General features: G+C 72.1%; 17 protein-coding genes. 11 read left to right on the top strand and 6 right to left on the bottom strand.

Annotated elements, in window-relative coordinates; all coding sequences use genetic code 11:
• Positions 1-23 precede the first annotated feature (23 nt).
• The 5 genes from ACQPZW_RS15435 to ACQPZW_RS15415 all read left to right on the top strand — a co-directional run bounded on the left by ACQPZW_RS15435 (position 24) and on the right by ACQPZW_RS15415 (position 4,067).
• Positions 24-593, top strand: coding sequence for a DJ-1/PfpI family protein (locus ACQPZW_RS15435; protein WP_433795563.1), 570 nt, complete (start codon positions 24-26; stop codon positions 591-593).
• 1 nt (position 594) lies between these two features.
• Positions 595-1,407, top strand: coding sequence for an alpha/beta fold hydrolase (locus ACQPZW_RS15430; protein WP_433795562.1), 813 nt, complete (start codon positions 595-597; stop codon positions 1,405-1,407).
• Positions 1,408-1,621: 214 nt separating this feature from the next.
• The gene (locus tag ACQPZW_RS15425) at positions 1,622-2,371 is read left to right on the top strand and encodes an SDR family NAD(P)-dependent oxidoreductase (protein ID WP_433795561.1); all 750 of its coding nucleotides are present in this window, start codon (positions 1,622-1,624) and stop codon (positions 2,369-2,371) included.
• A gap of 86 nt (positions 2,372-2,457) precedes the next feature.
• Positions 2,458-2,937, top strand: a complete 480-nt coding sequence (locus tag ACQPZW_RS15420; RefSeq protein WP_433795560.1) for a hypothetical protein — start codon at positions 2,458-2,460, stop codon at positions 2,935-2,937.
• A gap of 95 nt (positions 2,938-3,032) precedes the next feature.
• A complete protein-coding gene (locus ACQPZW_RS15415; protein ID WP_433795559.1) occupies positions 3,033-4,067 on the top strand; it encodes an NAD(P)H-dependent flavin oxidoreductase in 1,035 nt (344 codons plus the stop codon).
• Between the two features lie 774 nt (positions 4,068-4,841).
• On the opposite strand, the gene ACQPZW_RS15410 is transcribed toward ACQPZW_RS15415, so the two are convergent.
• The 3 genes from ACQPZW_RS15410 to ACQPZW_RS15400 all read right to left on the bottom strand — a co-directional run bounded on the left by ACQPZW_RS15410 (position 4,842) and on the right by ACQPZW_RS15400 (position 8,118).
• Positions 4,842-5,591, bottom strand: a complete 750-nt coding sequence (locus ACQPZW_RS15410; protein WP_433795558.1) for a class I SAM-dependent methyltransferase — start codon at positions 5,589-5,591, stop codon at positions 4,842-4,844.
• 159 nt (positions 5,592-5,750) lie between these two features.
• Entirely contained in the window at positions 5,751-7,253 is a 1,503-nt protein-coding gene (locus ACQPZW_RS15405) for a GntP family permease (RefSeq protein ID WP_433795557.1), read from the bottom strand.
• Between the two features lie 190 nt (positions 7,254-7,443).
• Complete coding sequence (locus tag ACQPZW_RS15400; protein ID WP_433795556.1) at positions 7,444-8,118, bottom strand: SDR family oxidoreductase; 675 nt, start codon at positions 8,116-8,118, stop codon at positions 7,444-7,446.
• An 82-nt stretch (positions 8,119-8,200) separates the two neighbouring features.
• Between ACQPZW_RS15400 and ACQPZW_RS15395 the strand changes: the two genes are divergently transcribed.
• The 3 genes from ACQPZW_RS15395 to ACQPZW_RS15385 all read left to right on the top strand — a co-directional run bounded on the left by ACQPZW_RS15395 (position 8,201) and on the right by ACQPZW_RS15385 (position 10,174).
• Positions 8,201-8,869, top strand: a complete 669-nt coding sequence (locus ACQPZW_RS15395) for a TetR/AcrR family transcriptional regulator (protein ID WP_433795555.1) — start codon at positions 8,201-8,203, stop codon at positions 8,867-8,869.
• 248 nt (positions 8,870-9,117) lie between these two features.
• Positions 9,118-9,279, top strand: coding sequence for a hypothetical protein (locus ACQPZW_RS15390; RefSeq protein ID WP_433795554.1), 162 nt, complete (start codon positions 9,118-9,120; stop codon positions 9,277-9,279).
• 1 nt (position 9,280) lies between these two features.
• A complete protein-coding gene (locus ACQPZW_RS15385) occupies positions 9,281-10,174 on the top strand; it encodes a PfkB family carbohydrate kinase (RefSeq protein ID WP_433795553.1) in 894 nt (297 codons plus the stop codon).
• Between the two features lie 40 nt (positions 10,175-10,214).
• Here ACQPZW_RS15385 and htpG read toward each other — a convergent pair whose 3' ends face one another.
• Positions 10,215-12,062, bottom strand: a complete 1,848-nt coding sequence (htpG, locus tag ACQPZW_RS15380; protein WP_433795552.1) for a molecular chaperone HtpG — start codon at positions 12,060-12,062, stop codon at positions 10,215-10,217.
• Positions 12,063-12,120: 58 nt separating this feature from the next.
• Positions 12,121-13,005 carry an ABC transporter substrate-binding protein gene (locus ACQPZW_RS15375; RefSeq protein ID WP_433795551.1) on the bottom strand — a complete coding sequence of 295 codons (885 nt, stop codon included), beginning with the start codon at positions 13,003-13,005 and terminating at the stop codon, positions 12,121-12,123.
• Positions 13,006-13,146: 141 nt separating this feature from the next.
• Between ACQPZW_RS15375 and ACQPZW_RS15370 the strand changes: the two genes are divergently transcribed.
• The 3 genes from ACQPZW_RS15370 (at position 13,147) to ACQPZW_RS15360 (ending at position 15,482) form a co-directional block, all read left to right on the top strand.
• A complete protein-coding gene (locus ACQPZW_RS15370; protein WP_433795550.1) occupies positions 13,147-13,488 on the top strand; it encodes an HAAS signaling domain-containing protein in 342 nt (113 codons plus the stop codon).
• A complete protein-coding gene (locus tag ACQPZW_RS15365) occupies positions 13,443-13,718 on the top strand; it encodes a hypothetical protein (protein WP_433795549.1) in 276 nt (91 codons plus the stop codon). The genes ACQPZW_RS15370 and ACQPZW_RS15365 overlap by 46 nt, the downstream gene beginning before the upstream one ends.
• Positions 13,719-14,147: 429 nt before the next feature.
• A complete protein-coding gene (locus ACQPZW_RS15360) occupies positions 14,148-15,482 on the top strand; it encodes a hypothetical protein (protein WP_433795548.1) in 1,335 nt (444 codons plus the stop codon).
• Between the two features lie 113 nt (positions 15,483-15,595).
• Here the strand turns inward: ACQPZW_RS15360 and ACQPZW_RS15355 are convergent, their stop codons facing one another.
• Complete coding sequence (locus ACQPZW_RS15355; RefSeq protein WP_433797546.1) at positions 15,596-16,519, bottom strand: endonuclease/exonuclease/phosphatase family protein; 924 nt, start codon at positions 16,517-16,519, stop codon at positions 15,596-15,598.
• Positions 16,520-16,572 lie beyond the last annotated feature (53 nt).

Genomic DNA, 16,572 nt, shown 5'->3' with positions numbered 1-16,572 from the left:
CCCCCGGATGCGAGGAGAAGCAGGTGCCCAGAGCACTGCTCCTGACCGGCGACGCCGCCGAAGAGCTCGACACCATGTATCCCTACTATCGCGTGCAGGAGGGCGGCTGGGACGTCGACGTCTCGTCGCGGACGTTGCGTGACGTGCAACTGGTCATCCACGAGTTCGATCCCGACTCCGACGCCTACGTGGAGAAGAACGGCCGGAAACTGCCGGTCGACGTGCCGTGGGCCGAGGTCGACGTCGAGCGCTACCACGCCTTGATCATTCCCGGAGGCCGTGCCCCCGAGTGGATCCGCGTCGACGCCGACGTCCGGCGTATCACCGAGCACTTCTTCGCGCGCAACCTGCCCATCGCGCTGGTGTGCCACGGCGCCCAGGTGCCGGCGGTCTACGGGCTGCTGAAGGGCCGCAAGACCGCGTGCTTCCCGCCCATCACCGGCGACATGGAAAACGCCGGCGCGACGGTCATCGACGCTCCCGACGTCGTGGACGGCAACCTCGTCTCGTGCCGGGGCTGGCCCGACATGCCGCAGTTCGGCCGGGCGATGATGGACGTGTTCTCGAAGTCCGTCAACTCCGCATCGGCGTGAGGTGACGGAGTCTCGGACCGTCACCGTCGACGGCTCGCCCATCCACGTCCTGGAAGGTGCCAGCGGCCCCGCGGTGCTGATGCTGCACGGCTCCGGACCCGGCACGACCGGGGCCGGAGCCTGGGCCGCGACGGCGGAGGCGCTGGGCCCGTCCTGGCGCTGGGTCGTGCCCGACCAAGCGGGATTCGGCAGCACCCCGGTGCCGCCGGGCTCCCGGGGCGGCCTCGATCTGTGGACCGAACGGGCCGCGGGCCTGATGGATGCTCTGGGCGTCGAGCAGTACGCCGTGGTGGGGCACTCGATGGGCGGCGCGGTGGCACTGGCGCTGGCAGCCGCGCGCCCCCGGCAGGTCACCCGGGTCGTCGCCGTCTCGACGATGGGCACCCCCGGCGCGCCGCTGTCCGCCGACCTCGACGCGATCTGGGCCGCCCCCGCCGACCGGCACGGGGCCCGGGACATGCTGAGCCGCCTGTTCCTCGACCAGGCGCTGGTGACCGACTCGGCCGTCGACGCGCGTGCGGCGGCGATGCGGGAGGGGGCAGCCGCATACGTGTCGTTGTTCCCCCCGCCCCGGGCACGGTGGGCCGACGACCTGACACTCCCGGCGCGGGCACTGGCCGCGATCCGCGCTCCCGTACTGCTCGTCCACGGCGCCGAGGACCGGGTGACCCCGCTCGCGACGGCAGCCCTGCCCCTTCTCGACCACCTGCCCGACGTCCGCCTGCACGTCCTCGGCCGCTGCGGTCACGTGCCGGCGCTCGAGCACCCGCACGAGTTCCGGCAGCTCCTGTCAGGCTTCCTCCCCCGCAACTGAAGTCCGATGTCAGTCACTTACACATCAACCCCCTGCTGCGGTACGCCGCGCGCCGCCCTTCGCCGCCCCACGCCTCCCGAGCCTGTCCCCGCGGCGCCCGCACGGCGCACGGCCGCAGCGCGACCGCCGGGCTGAAGGCCGCCGGTCACCGCTACGGCGCCTCCCACCGGCCACGGACGGCTTGGACGACCGTGAATGCGGGTAGGAGCAGGTCATGGCATCGTTCGTCGTCACCGGTGGGGGCGGTGGGGTGGGCCGCGCGATCGCTGAACGCCTTGCCGCGCGCGGGACCGTCGTCGTCGTCGACGTCACGGAGCGACTCGAATCGCCGTACGGCCGGATCGTGCTCGTCTCCGGTGACGCCTCGGATCCGGAAGTGGCCCGCCTCGCCGCACGGACCGCCGAGGCCGCCGGGCCGTTGAGCGGATGGGTCAACAACGCCGCGGTCTTCGACGACGCCGACCTGATCGGTGTCCCGCCGGAGCGGATCCTGGAGCTGATCACCACGAACCTCGCGCTCGCGGTGACCGGATGTCACACCGCCGTCAACCACTTCCGGCGGCACCGGCGGTCCGGGGCCATCGTCAACGTCTCCTCGCATCAGGCACAGCGGCCGGTCCGCGGCGCGCTGCCCTACGCCACCGCCAAAGCCGCGATCGAAGGGCTGACCAGGGCCGTCGCCGTCGATCACGGGCCGGACGGGATCCGCACGAACGCGGTCGCCCTCGGGTCGATCACGACTGCCCGGTCCGAGGAGTACCGGGCGGCGCACCCGGAGATGGACGCCCAGATGGCCGCGCTGCATCCGCTGGGGCGCCCGGGCACGACCGGGGAGGTGGCCGACGTGGTCGCGTTCCTGCTCGCCCCCGCGGCCGGGTTCGTCAACGGCGCGATCCTGCCGGTCGACGGCGGGCGTGCCGTGAACGGCCCCGATCCGGAGGCCCGGCACATCCCGCGGTCATAGACCCCGGGGGAGGTAGACCTGGCACCACCATGAAGAGCAATGCTGGCGGGATGTCGCCAGGCCGGGTGCCGGACGAGCATCAGGGCATGGGAGATTTCCGGGAAGCACCCGCCACGGTGCGGGTGGCATTCGTCAGCTGGCTCGCCGCCGTGGGCGCGGGCGTGCTGGAGACGGTGCTCGTGGTGACCGGTGACGAGGTGCAGTCCGGCCTGGTCACCGGCCTTGCGGTTCGGGCGGTCGTGTTCGTGACCGCGGTCGTGGTGACGTGGCACATGCTGGCCGGCCGCCGGTGGGCGCGGCTCACCCTGGCCGTCGGGCTCGGGGTCGTCGGGCTCTCCTCGCTGCTCGCCGATCCGTTCCTCTTTCTGGCGCAGGGCAACTCGGTCACCGCTCTGCTCGCCGACAGCACGCCGGGTGACCTGCTCTTCGGCGCGGTCCGCGCGCTCCACATCGTCGCGGTCCTGTCCGCCACGGCACTGATGTTCACGCCGCCGTCCAACGCCTGGTTCGACCGGCGGGTGGCGGAGATCCCACCATCGCTGGGCTCGACGACCCACCGCCGTTGATTCACGCCACACTCCCCCGACCGGAGTGCCCGGCCTGAGGCCGCCGGGTGGTCGACTAGCGTTCGAGGGCGCACGCTTTCCGAGGAGGGGCTCCGATGAGTGACCGGCTGACCAGTCTGCTCGGCATCGAGCATCCGATCGTGCAGGGGCCGTTCGGTGGGGGCATGTCCGCGGTGCGGCTCACCGCGGCGGTGAGTGCCGCCGGCGGCCTCGGATCGTTCGGGGCAAACCATCTGACGCCGGACGGCATCACCACCCTGGTCGGGGAGTTGAGATCGGCCGTGCCGGCAGGACTGCCGTTCAACGTCAACCTGTGGGTGCCGCATCCCGGTGAGCAGGAGGCGAGGCCGTCCGCCGCCGACTACGAGCGGTTGCGGCCTCTCTACGAGCGTCTCGGGCTGCCGGTTCCGGAGGGCTATGCTCCCCCGCCGCTCTTCGACGACCAGATCGACGCGCTGCTGACCGCCCGGCCCCCGGTGATCAGCTTCGTGATGGGCATCCCACCGGCCCCGGTCGTCGAGGAGGCCCGCCGTCGCGGCATCGTCACGCTCGGCACCGCCACCACGGTCGACGAGGCGGTGGCCCTGGAGCAGGGCGGCGTCGACGCGGTGATCGCCTCCGGCAGCGACGCGGGCGGTCATCGTGGAGCGTTCCTGCGCCCTCTGGCCGAGTCGCTGGTGGGCACGTTCTCCCTGGTCCCGCAGGTGGCCGATGCGGTTCGCGTCCCCGTCCTGGCCGCCGGCGGCATCGCCGACCGGCGCGGCGTGACCGCGGCGCTGGCCCTGGGCGCCGACGGCGTGCAGATCGGCACCGGGTTCCTGGCCACCGCCGAGTCCGCCGCAAGCGCCGTCCACCGGGCCGCCCTGGCCGGCCCCGACGCCCACATCACCGTCCTGACCAGGCTGTTCTCCGGTCGCCACGCCCGAGCCATCGTCAACCCGCTGATCCGCGAGTTGGCCGCTGCCGAGGACACCGTCCCCGCCTACCCGGTCCAGAACACCCTGATGCGCCCGTTGCGTGCAGCCGGCGCCGCCCGTGACGACGCCACCTACGTCAACCTGTGGTCGGGCCAGGCCGCCCGGCTCTCCCGCCCCCAGCCCGCCGCCGACTACCTGAAGTCCCTCCTCTGACCCCGCCGCGCCGGCCCTCACCAGCCCATCCGCAGTGCCGCTCCCGTAGGTCTGCACCTCGCGGACTTCGTCGCTGCTGTGGGCTCCGGGCTCCAGCTCCAGGCTCCGAGCGGCAAACAGCCCAAACCCGGCACCGGGTGCGGCTGCTAACTCCGCCGTAATCGGTGGCGGTCCCGATTGGCTCGACGCTCTGGGCCGGGGCCGGGGCCGGGGCCGGGGCCGGGCCGGGGCCGGGGCCGAGGCCGAGGCCGGGACCGGGACCAGGGCCGGGACCAGGACCAGGACCAGGGCCGGGACCAGGACCAGGACCAGGGCCGGGACCAGGACCAGGGCCGGGACCAGGACCAGGGCCGGGACCAGGACCAGGACCAGGACCAGGACCGGGACCAGGACCAGGACCAGGGCCGGGACCAGGACCAGGACCGGGACCAGGAACGGGACGGGTGGCGAATCTGGGTCCGATCACCGCCGGCAGGGGCCGCAAAAGCGCCCAAACCCGGCGCCGGCGGCCTGAGCCATAACCGGTCGGCGGCGGTTCCGGTTGGCTCGGAGCTCTTGGCCGGGGCCGGGGCGGCTCGTGCACCCGGTGACGGCAGTCCCGGATGGCACGGACCTCTGGTACTGACCGCCCACGAGTGACGCGGACGGACCGGGCGCGGACGGACCGGGTCGGGGCCACGGCCCATCAGCTGCGGGTGGCCGGCGACCGGGCCGGGCGAGTACAGACCGCACGAACGCAGACCGCACGGACGCGGGCCGGGCGGGTGTGGAGGGTCAGGGGTGGCGGGCCAGGAGGGTGAAAGCGTTGGGGAGGCGGCCGGTCCAGGCGGCGGCTTCCACTCCGCCCATTCGCCAGAACGGGGCTGGGTGTTCGGCCAGGTGGAGCAGTTGCAGGCCCGCCTCGGTCACGGTGGTGACTATTTCGGCCAGCGTTCGCTGCCATTGGACTGCGCCGCTCGCCGGGAAGGAGTCGTTGATGTGGCTCGGGGCGAAGTAGCTGCGGTCGGGGCGGATGCGGGGCTCGTCGGTGTCCCAGCTCCACAGCGGCGCGGCGGGATGCTCCTCGTAGATGAACAGGTGACCGGACGGGCGCAGCAGCCGGACGATGTCGGCGGCCCACGCATGCAGGTCGGGCATCCAGATGAGAGCGCCCTTGCCGGTGTAGACGAGATCCGCGCAGCCGTCGGCCAGTGGGGCTCCGGGCAGGGCCGCCACCACGTAGCGACAGTTGACGCCGAGCTCGGTGGCCCGTCTCTGGGCGGCTCCGGCGGCGACCTCGCTGTAGTCGACACCGATCACGGACCGGGCACCGGCCTGCAGGAGGGCGATGTCGTCGGCTCCGTGACCGCTCTGCCAGTGGACGACGTCCGGCGAGGTGCCCAGGACTTCGCGCAGCAGGTCGCGTTCGAGCGGGATGAGGGAGGTTCCGGCGGCCGCTTCGGCGAGCAGCTCCTGATATTCGCGGACGTGCTTCTCGGAGGCCGCCTCCCAGGCGTCCCGATTGGCACGGGTCGTCGCATCCATAGACCGCACCATCCATCAGGATCACTGGGCTGTCCACCCGTTCAGCCGCTGACAAGGGCCTGAACGGTGACCAGCGGCTTCAGCCCGGCGGCCGCGTTGCGGCCCGGCCCGGCAGCCACCTCGCGGGGACAGCCGGGGGACTTCTCGTGGGCGTACGGATCAAACGATGAGGGAGAGAAGCATGACGCAAGCGAAACCGACCACCGAGATGATCGTCTCCATGATCGACCAGGTTTTGATGGTCTGACCGACCGTCATGCCGAAGTATTCCTTGACCATCCAGAAACCGGCGTCGTTGACGTGCGAGAAGAACAGGGAGCCGGCGCCGATCGCCAGAGCCAACAGGGAGACCTCGGGGCGGTCCAGGGTGGTGGCCAACGGGGCCACGATGCCGGCGGCGGTGATCGTGGCGACGGTGGCGGAGCCGGTGGCCACCCGGATGCCCACGGCTACCAGGAAGCCCAGGAGCAGGGCGTTGATGTTGGCGTCGCGGGCGGCGTCGGCGATCACGTTGCCCACTCCGGCGTCCACCAGCACCTGCTTGAAACCGCCGCCCGCCGCGACGATCAGCAGGATTCCGGCGATCGGCGGCAGTGCGCCGCCGAGGACCGCGTTGGTTTCCCGGCGGTCGAAACCGGCTCGTTTGCCCAGCGCCCACATGGCGACGAAGACCCCGGCGAGCAGGGCCACCACAGGCTCGCCGACGACTTCCAGGACGTCGCGGACGGCGTCGCCCTCGGGGAGGAGGAGCTCGGCGGCGCCGCGGGCCAGCATCAACGCGACCGGCAGGAGCACGGTGAGCACGGCCGCCCAGAAACCGGGGTTGCGGCGCGGGCCGAGCTGTTCGTCGACCTTCTTGCCAGGGCCGACCGGGTCGGCGAGGTCGTCACGGTCGACGAAGTCCTGACCGCCCACGGGTCCGGTGGACGGCCGGTCGGCATCGGCCAAGCCTGCTGAAGTCGCGCTTGCTGAAGACGCGCCCGCTGAAGACGCGCCCGCACCCAGCAGGGCGGGGACCGGCAGCGGGACCCGCTTGGCGATGAAGTTGCCGAAGACCGGGCCCGCGATGATCACCGTCGGGATGGCGCAGATCAGGCCGAACATCAGGGTCAGGCCGAGGTCGGCCTGGAGGCTGTCGATCGCGACGAGTGGCCCGGGGTGCGGCGGCACGAGACCGTGCAGCACCGACAGTCCGGCGAGCGCCGGGATGCCGAGGCGGAGCAATCCCACGTCGGTACGCCGTACGACAAGCAACACGATCGGCACCAGCAGCACGACGCCGACCTCGAAGAACAACGGCAACCCGATGAGCGCCGCAACCCCGGCCATCGCCCAGGGCAGGGCCGCCCCGGAGACGCCGTTGACGATGCGGTTCACGATTCCGTCGGCGCCGCCGGACTCGGCGAGGAGCGCGCCGACCATCGAGCCGAGCGCGATGAGGACGCCGACGCCACCGGCCGTGGTGCCGAGGCCCTTGGTGAACGACTCGATGGTGTCGGCCGGAGCGGCGCCCGCGGCCAGCCCGAGCACGGCGGCGCCGGAGATCAGCGCCAGGAACGGATGCCATTTGGCCCACGCGATGAGCAGGACTACCACAGCGATGCCGAGCACCGCCGCGAGCACGAGCTGAGCGGTGCCGGCATCGGTGATGGTCTCCGTCATGGGCCGCGTTTACCCCACGATGACAGTCCTCAATCCCGCAATGATCAGCGCGCCGGCCCCGCCGATTCCCGCGCATCGGCCGCCTGTCGACAGCGGGCGCGGGCTGCCGGCGCGGCGGGCCGACGGACAGAGGCGCGGGCCGCCGGCACGGCAGGCCGACGGTCAGACGCGCGAGCCGCCGGCCCGGGGGTCAGCGGCCGGACAGCTGGGCCTTGACGCCGCGGGTCACGTCGTCGCCCAGGATCTCGGCGTCGCCTCGGGCGACCGCGTCCAGCGCGAGTGCCGCGATCAGCGCCGGGTCGCTCTTCTGGTCGGCCGGGACGGCGGCGGCCATGTCGGTGTCCATGTAGGCGACATGCAGCCCGGTGACCGTGATGCCGCGCGGCGCGAGCACGTCACGGCTGGCATTGGTGAGGGCCCAGGCCGCCGCCTTCGCCGCCGAGTAGGAACCGAAGGCACCCGGGTGCAGCCAGGACAGGACGGACAGCACGTTGAGCACCGCTCCCCCGCCGTTGCCTTCGATGACCGGCACGAACGCCCTGGTGGCGAACAGCGTGCCGAAGTAGTTCGTCTCCATGTCGAGTCGAATGCCGTCCAGATCGCCGTCGAGGATCGGCCCGCCGGCGCCGACACCGGCGTTGTTGATCAGGAGGGTGGCGTCGGCCGCGGTCACGGCCGCCTTGGCAACCGACTCGGGATCGGTGACGTCGAGCTGGAGCGGGATCGCCCCGGGCAGATCGACGGATTCGGGGTTGCGGGCGGCGGCGTAGACCTTGGCACCGCGTTCGAGCAGTTGGGCGGCGAGGTGACGGCCGAACCCGCGGTTGGCTCCGGTGACGACGGCGACTGCACTGGTGAGTTCCATGCGATTTAGATTATGGGCATCATCTAAAAAGCGCCAGAGTCGCCAGGGTAATAGATGACACACATCATCTATAGTTGCGGCCATGGGACGGGTGTCGCAGGCGCAGGCCGCCGAGAATCGTGAACGCATCGTCGCCACGGCCGCGCGGCTCTTCCGTGAGCGGGGGATCTCCGGCGTGAGCGTCGCGGACGTGACGGCCGAGTCGGGGCTGACCCACGGTGGCTTCTACAAGCACTTCACCTCCAAGGACGCTCTGGTCGCCGAGGCGGTGGCGCGGGCCTTCGCCGAGCAGGCGGAAAGTCTCCGCACCGCGGCCGACCCGCGGGTTCGGGCGCTGATCGACACCTACCTGTCACCGGCTCACCGCGACGACCCCGGTAGCGGATGCCCCACCGCGGGCTTCGGCGGCGACGTTGCCCACGCCGGCGGCGGTGACGGCACCCGTCTGGCCTACGCCGCAGGCGTGGAAGGATTCGCGCGCTACCTGGCCGGCGGGCAGAAGCCCGCCCCGCCCGGCCCACAGAAGCCGGACCCGGCCGACGGGCAAGAGCCGGACCGGACCGACGGCCAGGAACAGGAGCGGGAGCTGGACCTGGCCACCCTCTGCACCATGGTCGGCGCCCTCATCCTGGCGCGCGCCACCTCGGGGACCCCACTCTCCGATCGCATCCTCGCCGCCGCGCGGGAGAGCCTGGCTGCACCGAAAGACTCCCAGGCGCCGAAAGACTCCCCGGCACCTGAAGACTCGTAAGCCGACCCAGCGGAAGCCCTCGCCGTATGCGGGCCCGCAACTCCGGCACCGCGACCGCCCAGCCCGCGCCGCGGGACAGGACCAGTCGCGGGACAGCCCACCAGGGCGAGGATCGTCTGGGAAGCTCGAAGTCTTGTGGCTGCCAGGTTGATCGGGGTCGGCGTGCCTCCTGCGGTGCCTTGCGAGCCTGTGTCACGATCTTGGATGGCGTTTCCAGCGGTCAGCAGCGTGTGGAGGATCGGTTTCCGATGAAGAAGGTGCTGGGCTGGGTGCTGCTGTTCCTGCTCGTCTTCTGGATCGGCACCAACCCGGGCCCGGCCGCCGAGGTCGCGCGCAGCATCGGTGACGGCGTCGGTGAGATCTTCAGCAACATCGGCACGTTCTTCGTCGAGCTGGCCAACGGCAGCTGACGTGCGGCTGCTCTTCGCCGGCCTGGTGACGGTCGACCTGGTACAGCGGGTTCAGCGGTTCCCCGGCGCCGACGAGAAGGTCCAGTCCGAGTCGGTGGATGTGGCCGCGGGCGGCCCGGCGGCCAACGCGGCGGTGACCGCGGCCGCGCTCGGGGCGACGGTCACCCTGGTCAGCGCGGTGGGGTCGCATCCGCTGGGCGATCTGGTCCGGGCAGATCTGGCCGCGCACGGGGTCACGCTGATCGACGCCACCCCGGACTCCCCGGAGCCTCCACCGGTCTCCGCCGTGACGGTCCTCGCCTCGACCGGTGAGCGCACCATCGTCAGCCGCAACGCCGGGAATCGGCAGGTCGCGCCGGTGAGCCTTCCCGAGGCGGACCTGACGCTGGTCGACGGGCATCATCCGGCGCTCGCGGTGGCCGCGGCTCGCTCCGCCCGCCGTCTGCTGGTCGACGCCGGGAGCTGGCGTCCGGTCTTCGCCGAGGTCTTTCCGCACGCCGAGGTGGTGGCGTGTTCCGGCGACTTCCGGCACCCGGACGCCACCGACCGGACCGACGCCGCAACCGCCGCGGCGATCGGCGCGCCGACCGTGGTGATCACCCACGGCCCCGAGCCGGTCCGATGGTTCAGCCGGGCCGCCGCGGGCGAGACACCGGCACCACGAGACGCCGCAGGCGAGACCTCGGTGCCACGGGTCGCCGCGGGCGAGTCGCCCGTGCCGCGGGTCGCCGCCGTGGACACCGCGGGCGCGGGTGACGCCTTCCACGGCGCGCTGGCGGTCGCCCTGGCCCGCGGCGACCTGATTCTGCCGGACGCGGTCGCCTACGCCTGCCGGATCGCCGCCGTTCGCGTCCGGCACGCGGGCCCGCGGGCCTGGCTGGCGCACCTGCCCTGATCGGTCCGCCGACCCGGAAGCCGGCGGACCGATCAGGATGTCAGACCGTCTGGGCGAGACGGTCGGCGAGCAGCTTGGCGAACCGGGCCGGGTCGTCCAGGTCGCCGCCTTCGGCGAGCAGCGCCGTACCGTACAGCAGCTCGGCGGTGTCACGCAGCGACGCGTCCTCGGCGCTGCGCTCGTGTGCCGCGCGCAGACCGGTGACCAGCGGGTGCTCCGGGTTGAGCTCGAGGATCCGCTTGACCCGCGGGCCCTCCTGGCCCATCGCCCGGTACATCTTCTCCAGCGCCGGCGTGATGTCGTCGGCGTCGCTGACCAGGCAGGCCGCCGAGGTGGTCAGCCGGTGTGAGAGCCGCACCTCCTTGACCTGGTCGGTCAGCTTCTCGCCGAGGAAGCCGAGCAGCGGGCCGAAGTCGCCCTCCGGCTCCGGCTTCTCCTCGTCCTTGGGCAGGTCGACCGAGCCGCGGGCGATCGAGCGCAGTTTCTTGCCGTCGAACTCGGGGACCACGTCGGTCCAGATCTCGTCGACCGGGTCGGTGAGGATCAGCACCTCGTAGCCCTGCGCGCGGAACGCCTCCATGTGCGGCGAGTTCTCCACCTGGGAGCGGCTCTCGCCGGTCAGGTAGTAGATCTCCTCCTGCCCCTCCTTCATCCGCTCCACGTAGGCGGCGAGGGTGGTCGGCTCGGTGCCCTCGGTGGTGGCGAACGACGCGATCTCCAGGATCGGCTTGTGGTTGTCGGGCTCGGCGAGCAGGCCCTCCTTGACAGCCCGGCCGAACTCGCGCCAGAACGTCGCGTACTTCTCCGGGTTGCTCGTCTGCAGGTCCTTGATCGTGGACAGCACCTTCTTGACCAGGCGGCGCCGGATCATCTGGATGTGCCGGTCCTGCTGCAGGATCTCGCGGGAGATGTTCAGCGAGAGGTCGGCCGCGTCCACCACGCCCTTGACGAAGCGCAGATAGTCGGGGATCAGCTCCTTGCTGTCGTCCATGATGAAGACGCGCTTGACGAAGAGCTGCAGGCCCCGGCGGGCGTCACGCTGGAACAGGTCGTGCGGCGCCCGGGACGGGATGAAGAGGAGCGCCTCGTACTCGAAGGTGCCCTCCGCCTTCATGTTGATGATCTCTAGCGGGTCGGTCCAGTCATGGCTGATGTGCTTGTAGAACTCGTGGTACTCCTCGTCGGTGACCTCGCTGCGCGGACGCGCCCACAGGGCCTTCTGCGAGTTGAGGGTCACCACCTCGTCCCCGGTGGTCTTGCGGATCGGGAACGAGATGAAGTCCGAGTACCGCTTGACGATCTCCTTGATCTTCCACTCGTCGGTGTAGTCGTAGAGCGCGTCGTCCTCGTCCTTGGGGCGCAGATGTAGCGTCACCGTGGTGCCGACCGGCGCGTCCGGCGCCTCGTCGATGGTGAAGGTGCCCTCGCCCGCCGACTCCCAGCGGGTGCCGTGGCCCTCGGTGCCCGCCTTGCGGGTCACCAGCTCGACCTTGTCGGCGACCATGAACGTCGAGTAGAAACCGACGCCGAACTGGCCGATCAGCTCGGGACTCTCCTTGGCCTCCTTGAGCTTGGTAAGCAGCTCCGCGGTGCCGGATTTGGCGATCGTGCCGATCAGCGCCACGACCTCCTCGCGGGTCATGCCGATGCCGTTGTCACGAACGGCGAGCGTGCGTGCCTCGGCGTCGACCTCGATCTCGATGTGCAGGTCGGAGGTGTCCGCCTCGAGCCCGTCCTGCAGCTTCGCCAGGCGCAGCTTGTCCAGCGCGTCCGACGCGTTCGAGATCAGCTCGCGCAGGAAGATGTCCTTGTTCGAGTAGATCGAATGGACCATCAGCTGCAGCAGCTGGCGCGCCTCGGCCTGGAACTCCAACGTCTCCATCGTCACCCGTTTCCGTCATGTCCGGTGGTACACCCCGATCGTAGGACGCCCGCAGTACCGCCCGTCAGGCGACGTGACGTACCGCTCCGGACGGCGCCGGCGGGACCGCGCCCGGATGCAGGATCGCGGCGATCGCCTCCACTCCGTCCACGAGGCGCGGCCCCGGGCGTACCACCAGACCGTCGCCGTCGATCGCCCACACCGCCGCGCCCGGGAAGTGCGGGACCACCGCCTCCGCCTGCCGGAACGCGCCTTCCAGGTGGTAACCGCACGGGGTGACCAGCACGATCTCCGGCCGCGGAGCGGCCAGCTCGGCCCACGACACCTGCACCGAACGCCGGCCGGGCAGCGCGGCGACCGGTTCGCCGCCGGCCGCGGTGATCAGGTCCGGCACCCAGTGCCCGGCCGTGAACGGCGGATCCACCCACTCCACCACCGCCACGCGCGGGCGAGGCCTCCCGGCCACCGCGTCGCTCACCGCCGCCAGCCTCCCCCGCAGACCGGCCACAAGGTCAAGGCCCCTTTCCGGTACGCCCGCCGCGTTCGCCACCACGCAAAAGGTGTCCAGGACGTCCTCGAGGGTGTGCGGGTCGAGCGACAGCACCTCACTACGGCAACCGAGGTGCTGCAGAGCCTGATCGACGTGCCCCGACGGCAGCGCGCACACCCGGCACAGGTCCTGGGTGAGGATGAGCTCCGGGTCGAGGCCGGCGAGCGCGCCGGCGTGCAGCGTGTAGAGGTCACCGCCGGCCGACATCTGCGTGCGCACATAGCCGTCGATCTCGGCCGGCGTCATCCGGCTGGTGTCGCGCCCACCGACCACGACCGTCTTCTCCGAGCGCGCGGACGCCGGCTCGTCGCACTCGAACGTCACCCCGACCAGGTCCTCACCGAGCCCGAGGGCGTAGACGATCTCGGTCGCGGACGGCAGCAGGGAGACCAGGCGCATGTCCCCATACTCCCGGACTACGACCGGAGGATGATGCCGAGCCGCGCAGTTACCACCTTGGACCGATGCGGCGGCGTCCCGCGGCAGGGAATGCTGGTCGGCACCGGATCGACGGCCACCGGGGCCACGGGAAGGACTCTCATGACGACGACGGCACCGCCCGCCCACGACGACGTTCTCGTTCTCGACTACCTGGCCTCGCTCTGGGCGGCCGCCGGCGACCTGCCACCGGAGACCCGTGACGAGCTGATGAACACGGTCGCCGGTTACATCGCGATGCGGCGTGACCTGGCCGACGACCCGTCCCGGGTGATCGACCGGTTAGGGCCACCCGACCAGCTGGTCGCCGCGGTCCGCCGCAGCGGCGCGCCCACCCATCTGCGCCTCCCGGCCCCCTCGGCCCCGCCCCGGCGCCTGCGGCGGGCGGCTCCGAGCGGGTGGCGGTCGGGCTGCTCACCGGTGGCGCGGTCGCCCTGCCGCTGATCGGCCAGGCGGCCGGGCTGATGGTCGCGACGGTCTCGCCGCGCTGGACGCCGGTGCAGAAGGCCGCGGCCTGGCTCCTGGCGGCCGGCCCGGTCGCCGGCGCGCTGTTCATGTTGATGCTGGCCGGCGTCTCGATCCTCTCCGGCCTGGGCTTCCTGGTGGTGTACGCGGCGGCCTGCACGGGCTCGATCGCCGCCGGCCTGACCCTGTACGGCGCCGGCCGCCCATGACCGGCCGCACCCCGTGGCCCCGCTGACCCGGCCGGGCTCCAACTCACCGTCGAGCCTCGCCGCGGCGGCTGTCCGGTACATCCCGCCCACGGCGGCGCGGGCGGACGGATGGCGTCCTTCGGCCGGTGGATCAGTGGATCGGGGGCCGGCCGACGAACGTCTCCGTCCGCCCGCGCCGGGCGGTGTAGACCACAGCACCCGGCGGGCGGTGTAGAACGGCCCCCGCGGGCGGTGTAGAACGCCGCGCGAGAACGCCCGGCGGCCGGTGTAGACCGCCGTCGGCGGATACACGTGCTTACCGCACCTGGCGATGGCGTCGAACGTTCCCGGTCGACCGGGGCACCCGTCCCGGATGTCCCTGAAGGGCCACGCCCGCGTCGCACAGGAGAACGCCTCTGATACACAGTGGAGCGGGATCTAGGGGGCGGCATGGCGTGGTGGAAGCGGAAGAACGACGACGACCGGCCTCCGATCGGGGACTGGCGCGACGATCCGCGCGTGACGCGGGTGGCCGAGCTGACCGAGAACGCCCTGGAGCTGCAGCGACTCGGGCACATCGACCAGGCACTGAGCGGCTCGCAGGAGGCGGTGGAGCTGGGGCGGGAACTGAGCCGGGTCTATCCGGAGCCGGTTCACCTGCAGGAGCTGGCCGGGCGGCTGTACGGGCTGGCCGGCATCCTGAACCGGGTCGGCCGCGCGGACGAGGCCGTCGACGCGCTGGAGGAGAGCCTGGTGGCGTACCAGCGGGTGGCGGCCACCGGCGCTGAGGACGTTGCGCCGCTGATCGCCGACGTGCGGGCCCGCCAGGCGACGTCCCTCGCGCACCTGGGCCGGGCCACCACCGCCGTGGTGCGCGCCGATCTCGCCATGGACGCCTACCGGGAGCTCGCCGCCGGGCCGGAGCGCGCCGTGCGGCTGCCCGACCTGGTGCGGGTGCTCGGGGTGAACGCGCAGGTCCTGGCGTATTGCGGGGATCCGGATCTGGCCTGTGCCGCCGCGGACGAGGCGATCGCCACGTTCACCGACAACCTGGAGCTCTTCGACCGGTTGCCGCAGGCCGCGGCGTACTTCCAGATGCTCACCTCGTCGTGCGCCCTGGCCGGCCGCATCCACGCCGTCCACGGCCGGATGTCGTCGGCGCTGGCCGCCGACGCGGTCGGTGTGCGGCTGGCCGACGTGCTGGTGGAGTACGGCGGCGACGGTCACCGGGCTCTGCAGGCCGCCGCTGTCGCGCGGCAGGGCACACACCTGCTGGCCGACGGTCAGCCCGCGACCGGAGCAGCCCGGCTGCGGCAGGCGTGGGCCATCGACGCCACCGCGACGGCGACGCAGGTGGCCCAGGTCGACGACGTCGAGGGTGAGGCCGGCCAGTTCGGCGTCACGCTGGGCTCGTCGCTGCGGAGGGCCGCCGAGCTGTCCGTCGAGGGTGTGGACGGCGTCCTCGACCTGGTCACCGGTCACCCCGGCCCCTCGGCGACGACCCCGTCGACGCGGTGCGCCCCCGATCGGGTGGCCGAACGCGCCGAGGCGCTCGGCCGGGTGGGCCTGGCCACGCTGCGGGTGGCGCCGGCCGAGGGCATCCGGATCGGCATCGAGGCGCATCTGATGCTGGCCGCGCTGTGGGAGCGGGGCGGCCGGACGCCGGTGTTCTGGGCGGAGCTGCTGCACACGTTGCGGGCCGAGCTCGGCCGGGACCTCGCCGACCAGTATCTCGGCGAGGACATCGAGCAATGGCACGAGCGCAGCCGGCGGCAGGCCGCCTGACGCCCACAGCGGGCGGGAAACGGCCGACACCGAGGTACGACGCCCCGCGATGACACCCCGCAATGACACCCAACGATGACGCCGAGTGCCACCGACGGCGGCGCACCTGGACGTCAGAGGTGCAGGGTGGCGATGATCGGCAGGTGGTCGCTGCCGGTGCGGGGCAGGGTCCGGACCGAGGTGACAGACAGCGAACGGGCCAGGACGTGGTCGATCCGGGCGATCGGCAGGGCCGCCGGGAAGGTGAAGGCGAAGTCGGAGCCGTCGGTCGACAGGTGGGCGGTGACGGGCGCCAGACCGCGGTCGGCGACGGTGGCGTTCAGGTCGCCGAGCAGGATCACGCGCTCGAGCGGTTCGCGGGTGAGCGCCACGCCCAGTTTCGCGGCGCTGTCGTCGCGGCGGGCCGTGTCGAGGCCGGTCAGACCGGGTCGCACCGATGACAGGTGGGCGACGTAGACGGCGACGTCGCCGTGTGGGGTGTGCGTGACCGCGCGAAGCCCACGGTTCCAGTCGGCGCCGAGACCCGCGGGACGGATGTCCAGCGGCGCGGCCTCGGTGAGCGGATGCCGGGACCAGAGCGCGACGGTGCCGTGGACCGTGTGGTGGGCGTAGGCGGTGGGGAACGCGGCCGCGTACAGGGGCACCGCTTCGGGGGTGATCTCCTCGAGCGCGACCAGGTCGGGTGCGGCCGCGACGAGCGTGCTGACGGTGCCCGCCGGATCCGGGTTCTCGTCGCTGACGTTGTGCTGGACCACGACCAGGTCGGACGGCGCGTCACCGTCCGGCAGGAGATGGCCGCCGAAGATCGCCGGCCAGGCCACGAGTGGCAGCGCCGTCGCGATCAGCGCGGGCCGGGAGCGGCGCAGCAGACCGAGCAGGAGCAGCACCGGAACGATCAGGCCGAGCCACGGCCGGAGCGTGGGCAGCAGACTGCCACCGGGAAACACCAGCAACAGCGCGACGACGACCGCCACCGGCGCCAGCACGAACCGGCCGAACCGGTCCGAGGCGCCGGGTCTCCGCACCGGCTGGGGCATCCGCACGCGGCGATGCTCCCACAGCCGGTCAAATCCCCCGCCCGCCGCGACCC

It is taken from the genome of Actinoplanes sp. CA-252034 (genome assembly GCF_050956125.1).
GTDB lineage: Bacteria > Actinomycetota > Actinomycetes > Mycobacteriales > Micromonosporaceae > Actinoplanes.
Note: the sequence above shows the minus strand (reverse complement) of the source record. Positions and strands in the feature narration are given on the sequence as shown.

Bases quoted from the DNA above. Each gene is read 5' to 3' on its own strand.
- ACQPZW_RS15370 (WP_433795550.1), top strand. From the start codon at position 13,147: ATGACGACGACGGCACCGCCCGCCCACGACGACGTTCTCGTTCTCGAC.
- ACQPZW_RS15375 (WP_433795551.1), bottom strand. From the start codon at position 13,005: ATGCGCCTGGTCTCCCTGCTGCCGTCCGCGACCGAGATCGTCTACGCC.
- ACQPZW_RS15405 (WP_433795557.1), bottom strand. From the start codon at position 7,253: ATGACGGAGACCATCACCGATGCCGGCACCGCTCAGCTCGTGCTCGCG.
- ACQPZW_RS15355 (WP_433797546.1), bottom strand. From the start codon at position 16,519: ATGCCCCAGCCGGTGCGGAGACCCGGCGCCTCGGACCGGTTCGGCCGG.
- ACQPZW_RS15410 (WP_433795558.1), bottom strand. From the start codon at position 5,591: ATGGATGCGACGACCCGTGCCAATCGGGACGCCTGGGAGGCGGCCTCC.
- ACQPZW_RS15360 (WP_433795548.1), top strand. From the start codon at position 14,148: ATGGCGTGGTGGAAGCGGAAGAACGACGACGACCGGCCTCCGATCGGG.
- ACQPZW_RS15395 (WP_433795555.1), top strand. From the start codon at position 8,201: ATGGGACGGGTGTCGCAGGCGCAGGCCGCCGAGAATCGTGAACGCATC.
- ACQPZW_RS15400 (WP_433795556.1), bottom strand. From the start codon at position 8,118: ATGGAACTCACCAGTGCAGTCGCCGTCGTCACCGGAGCCAACCGCGGG.
- ACQPZW_RS15415 (WP_433795559.1), top strand. From the start codon at position 3,033: ATGAGTGACCGGCTGACCAGTCTGCTCGGCATCGAGCATCCGATCGTG.
- ACQPZW_RS15425 (WP_433795561.1), top strand. From the start codon at position 1,622: ATGGCATCGTTCGTCGTCACCGGTGGGGGCGGTGGGGTGGGCCGCGCG.
- ACQPZW_RS15420 (WP_433795560.1), top strand. From the start codon at position 2,458: ATGGGAGATTTCCGGGAAGCACCCGCCACGGTGCGGGTGGCATTCGTC.
- ACQPZW_RS15390 (WP_433795554.1), top strand. From the start codon at position 9,118: ATGAAGAAGGTGCTGGGCTGGGTGCTGCTGTTCCTGCTCGTCTTCTGG.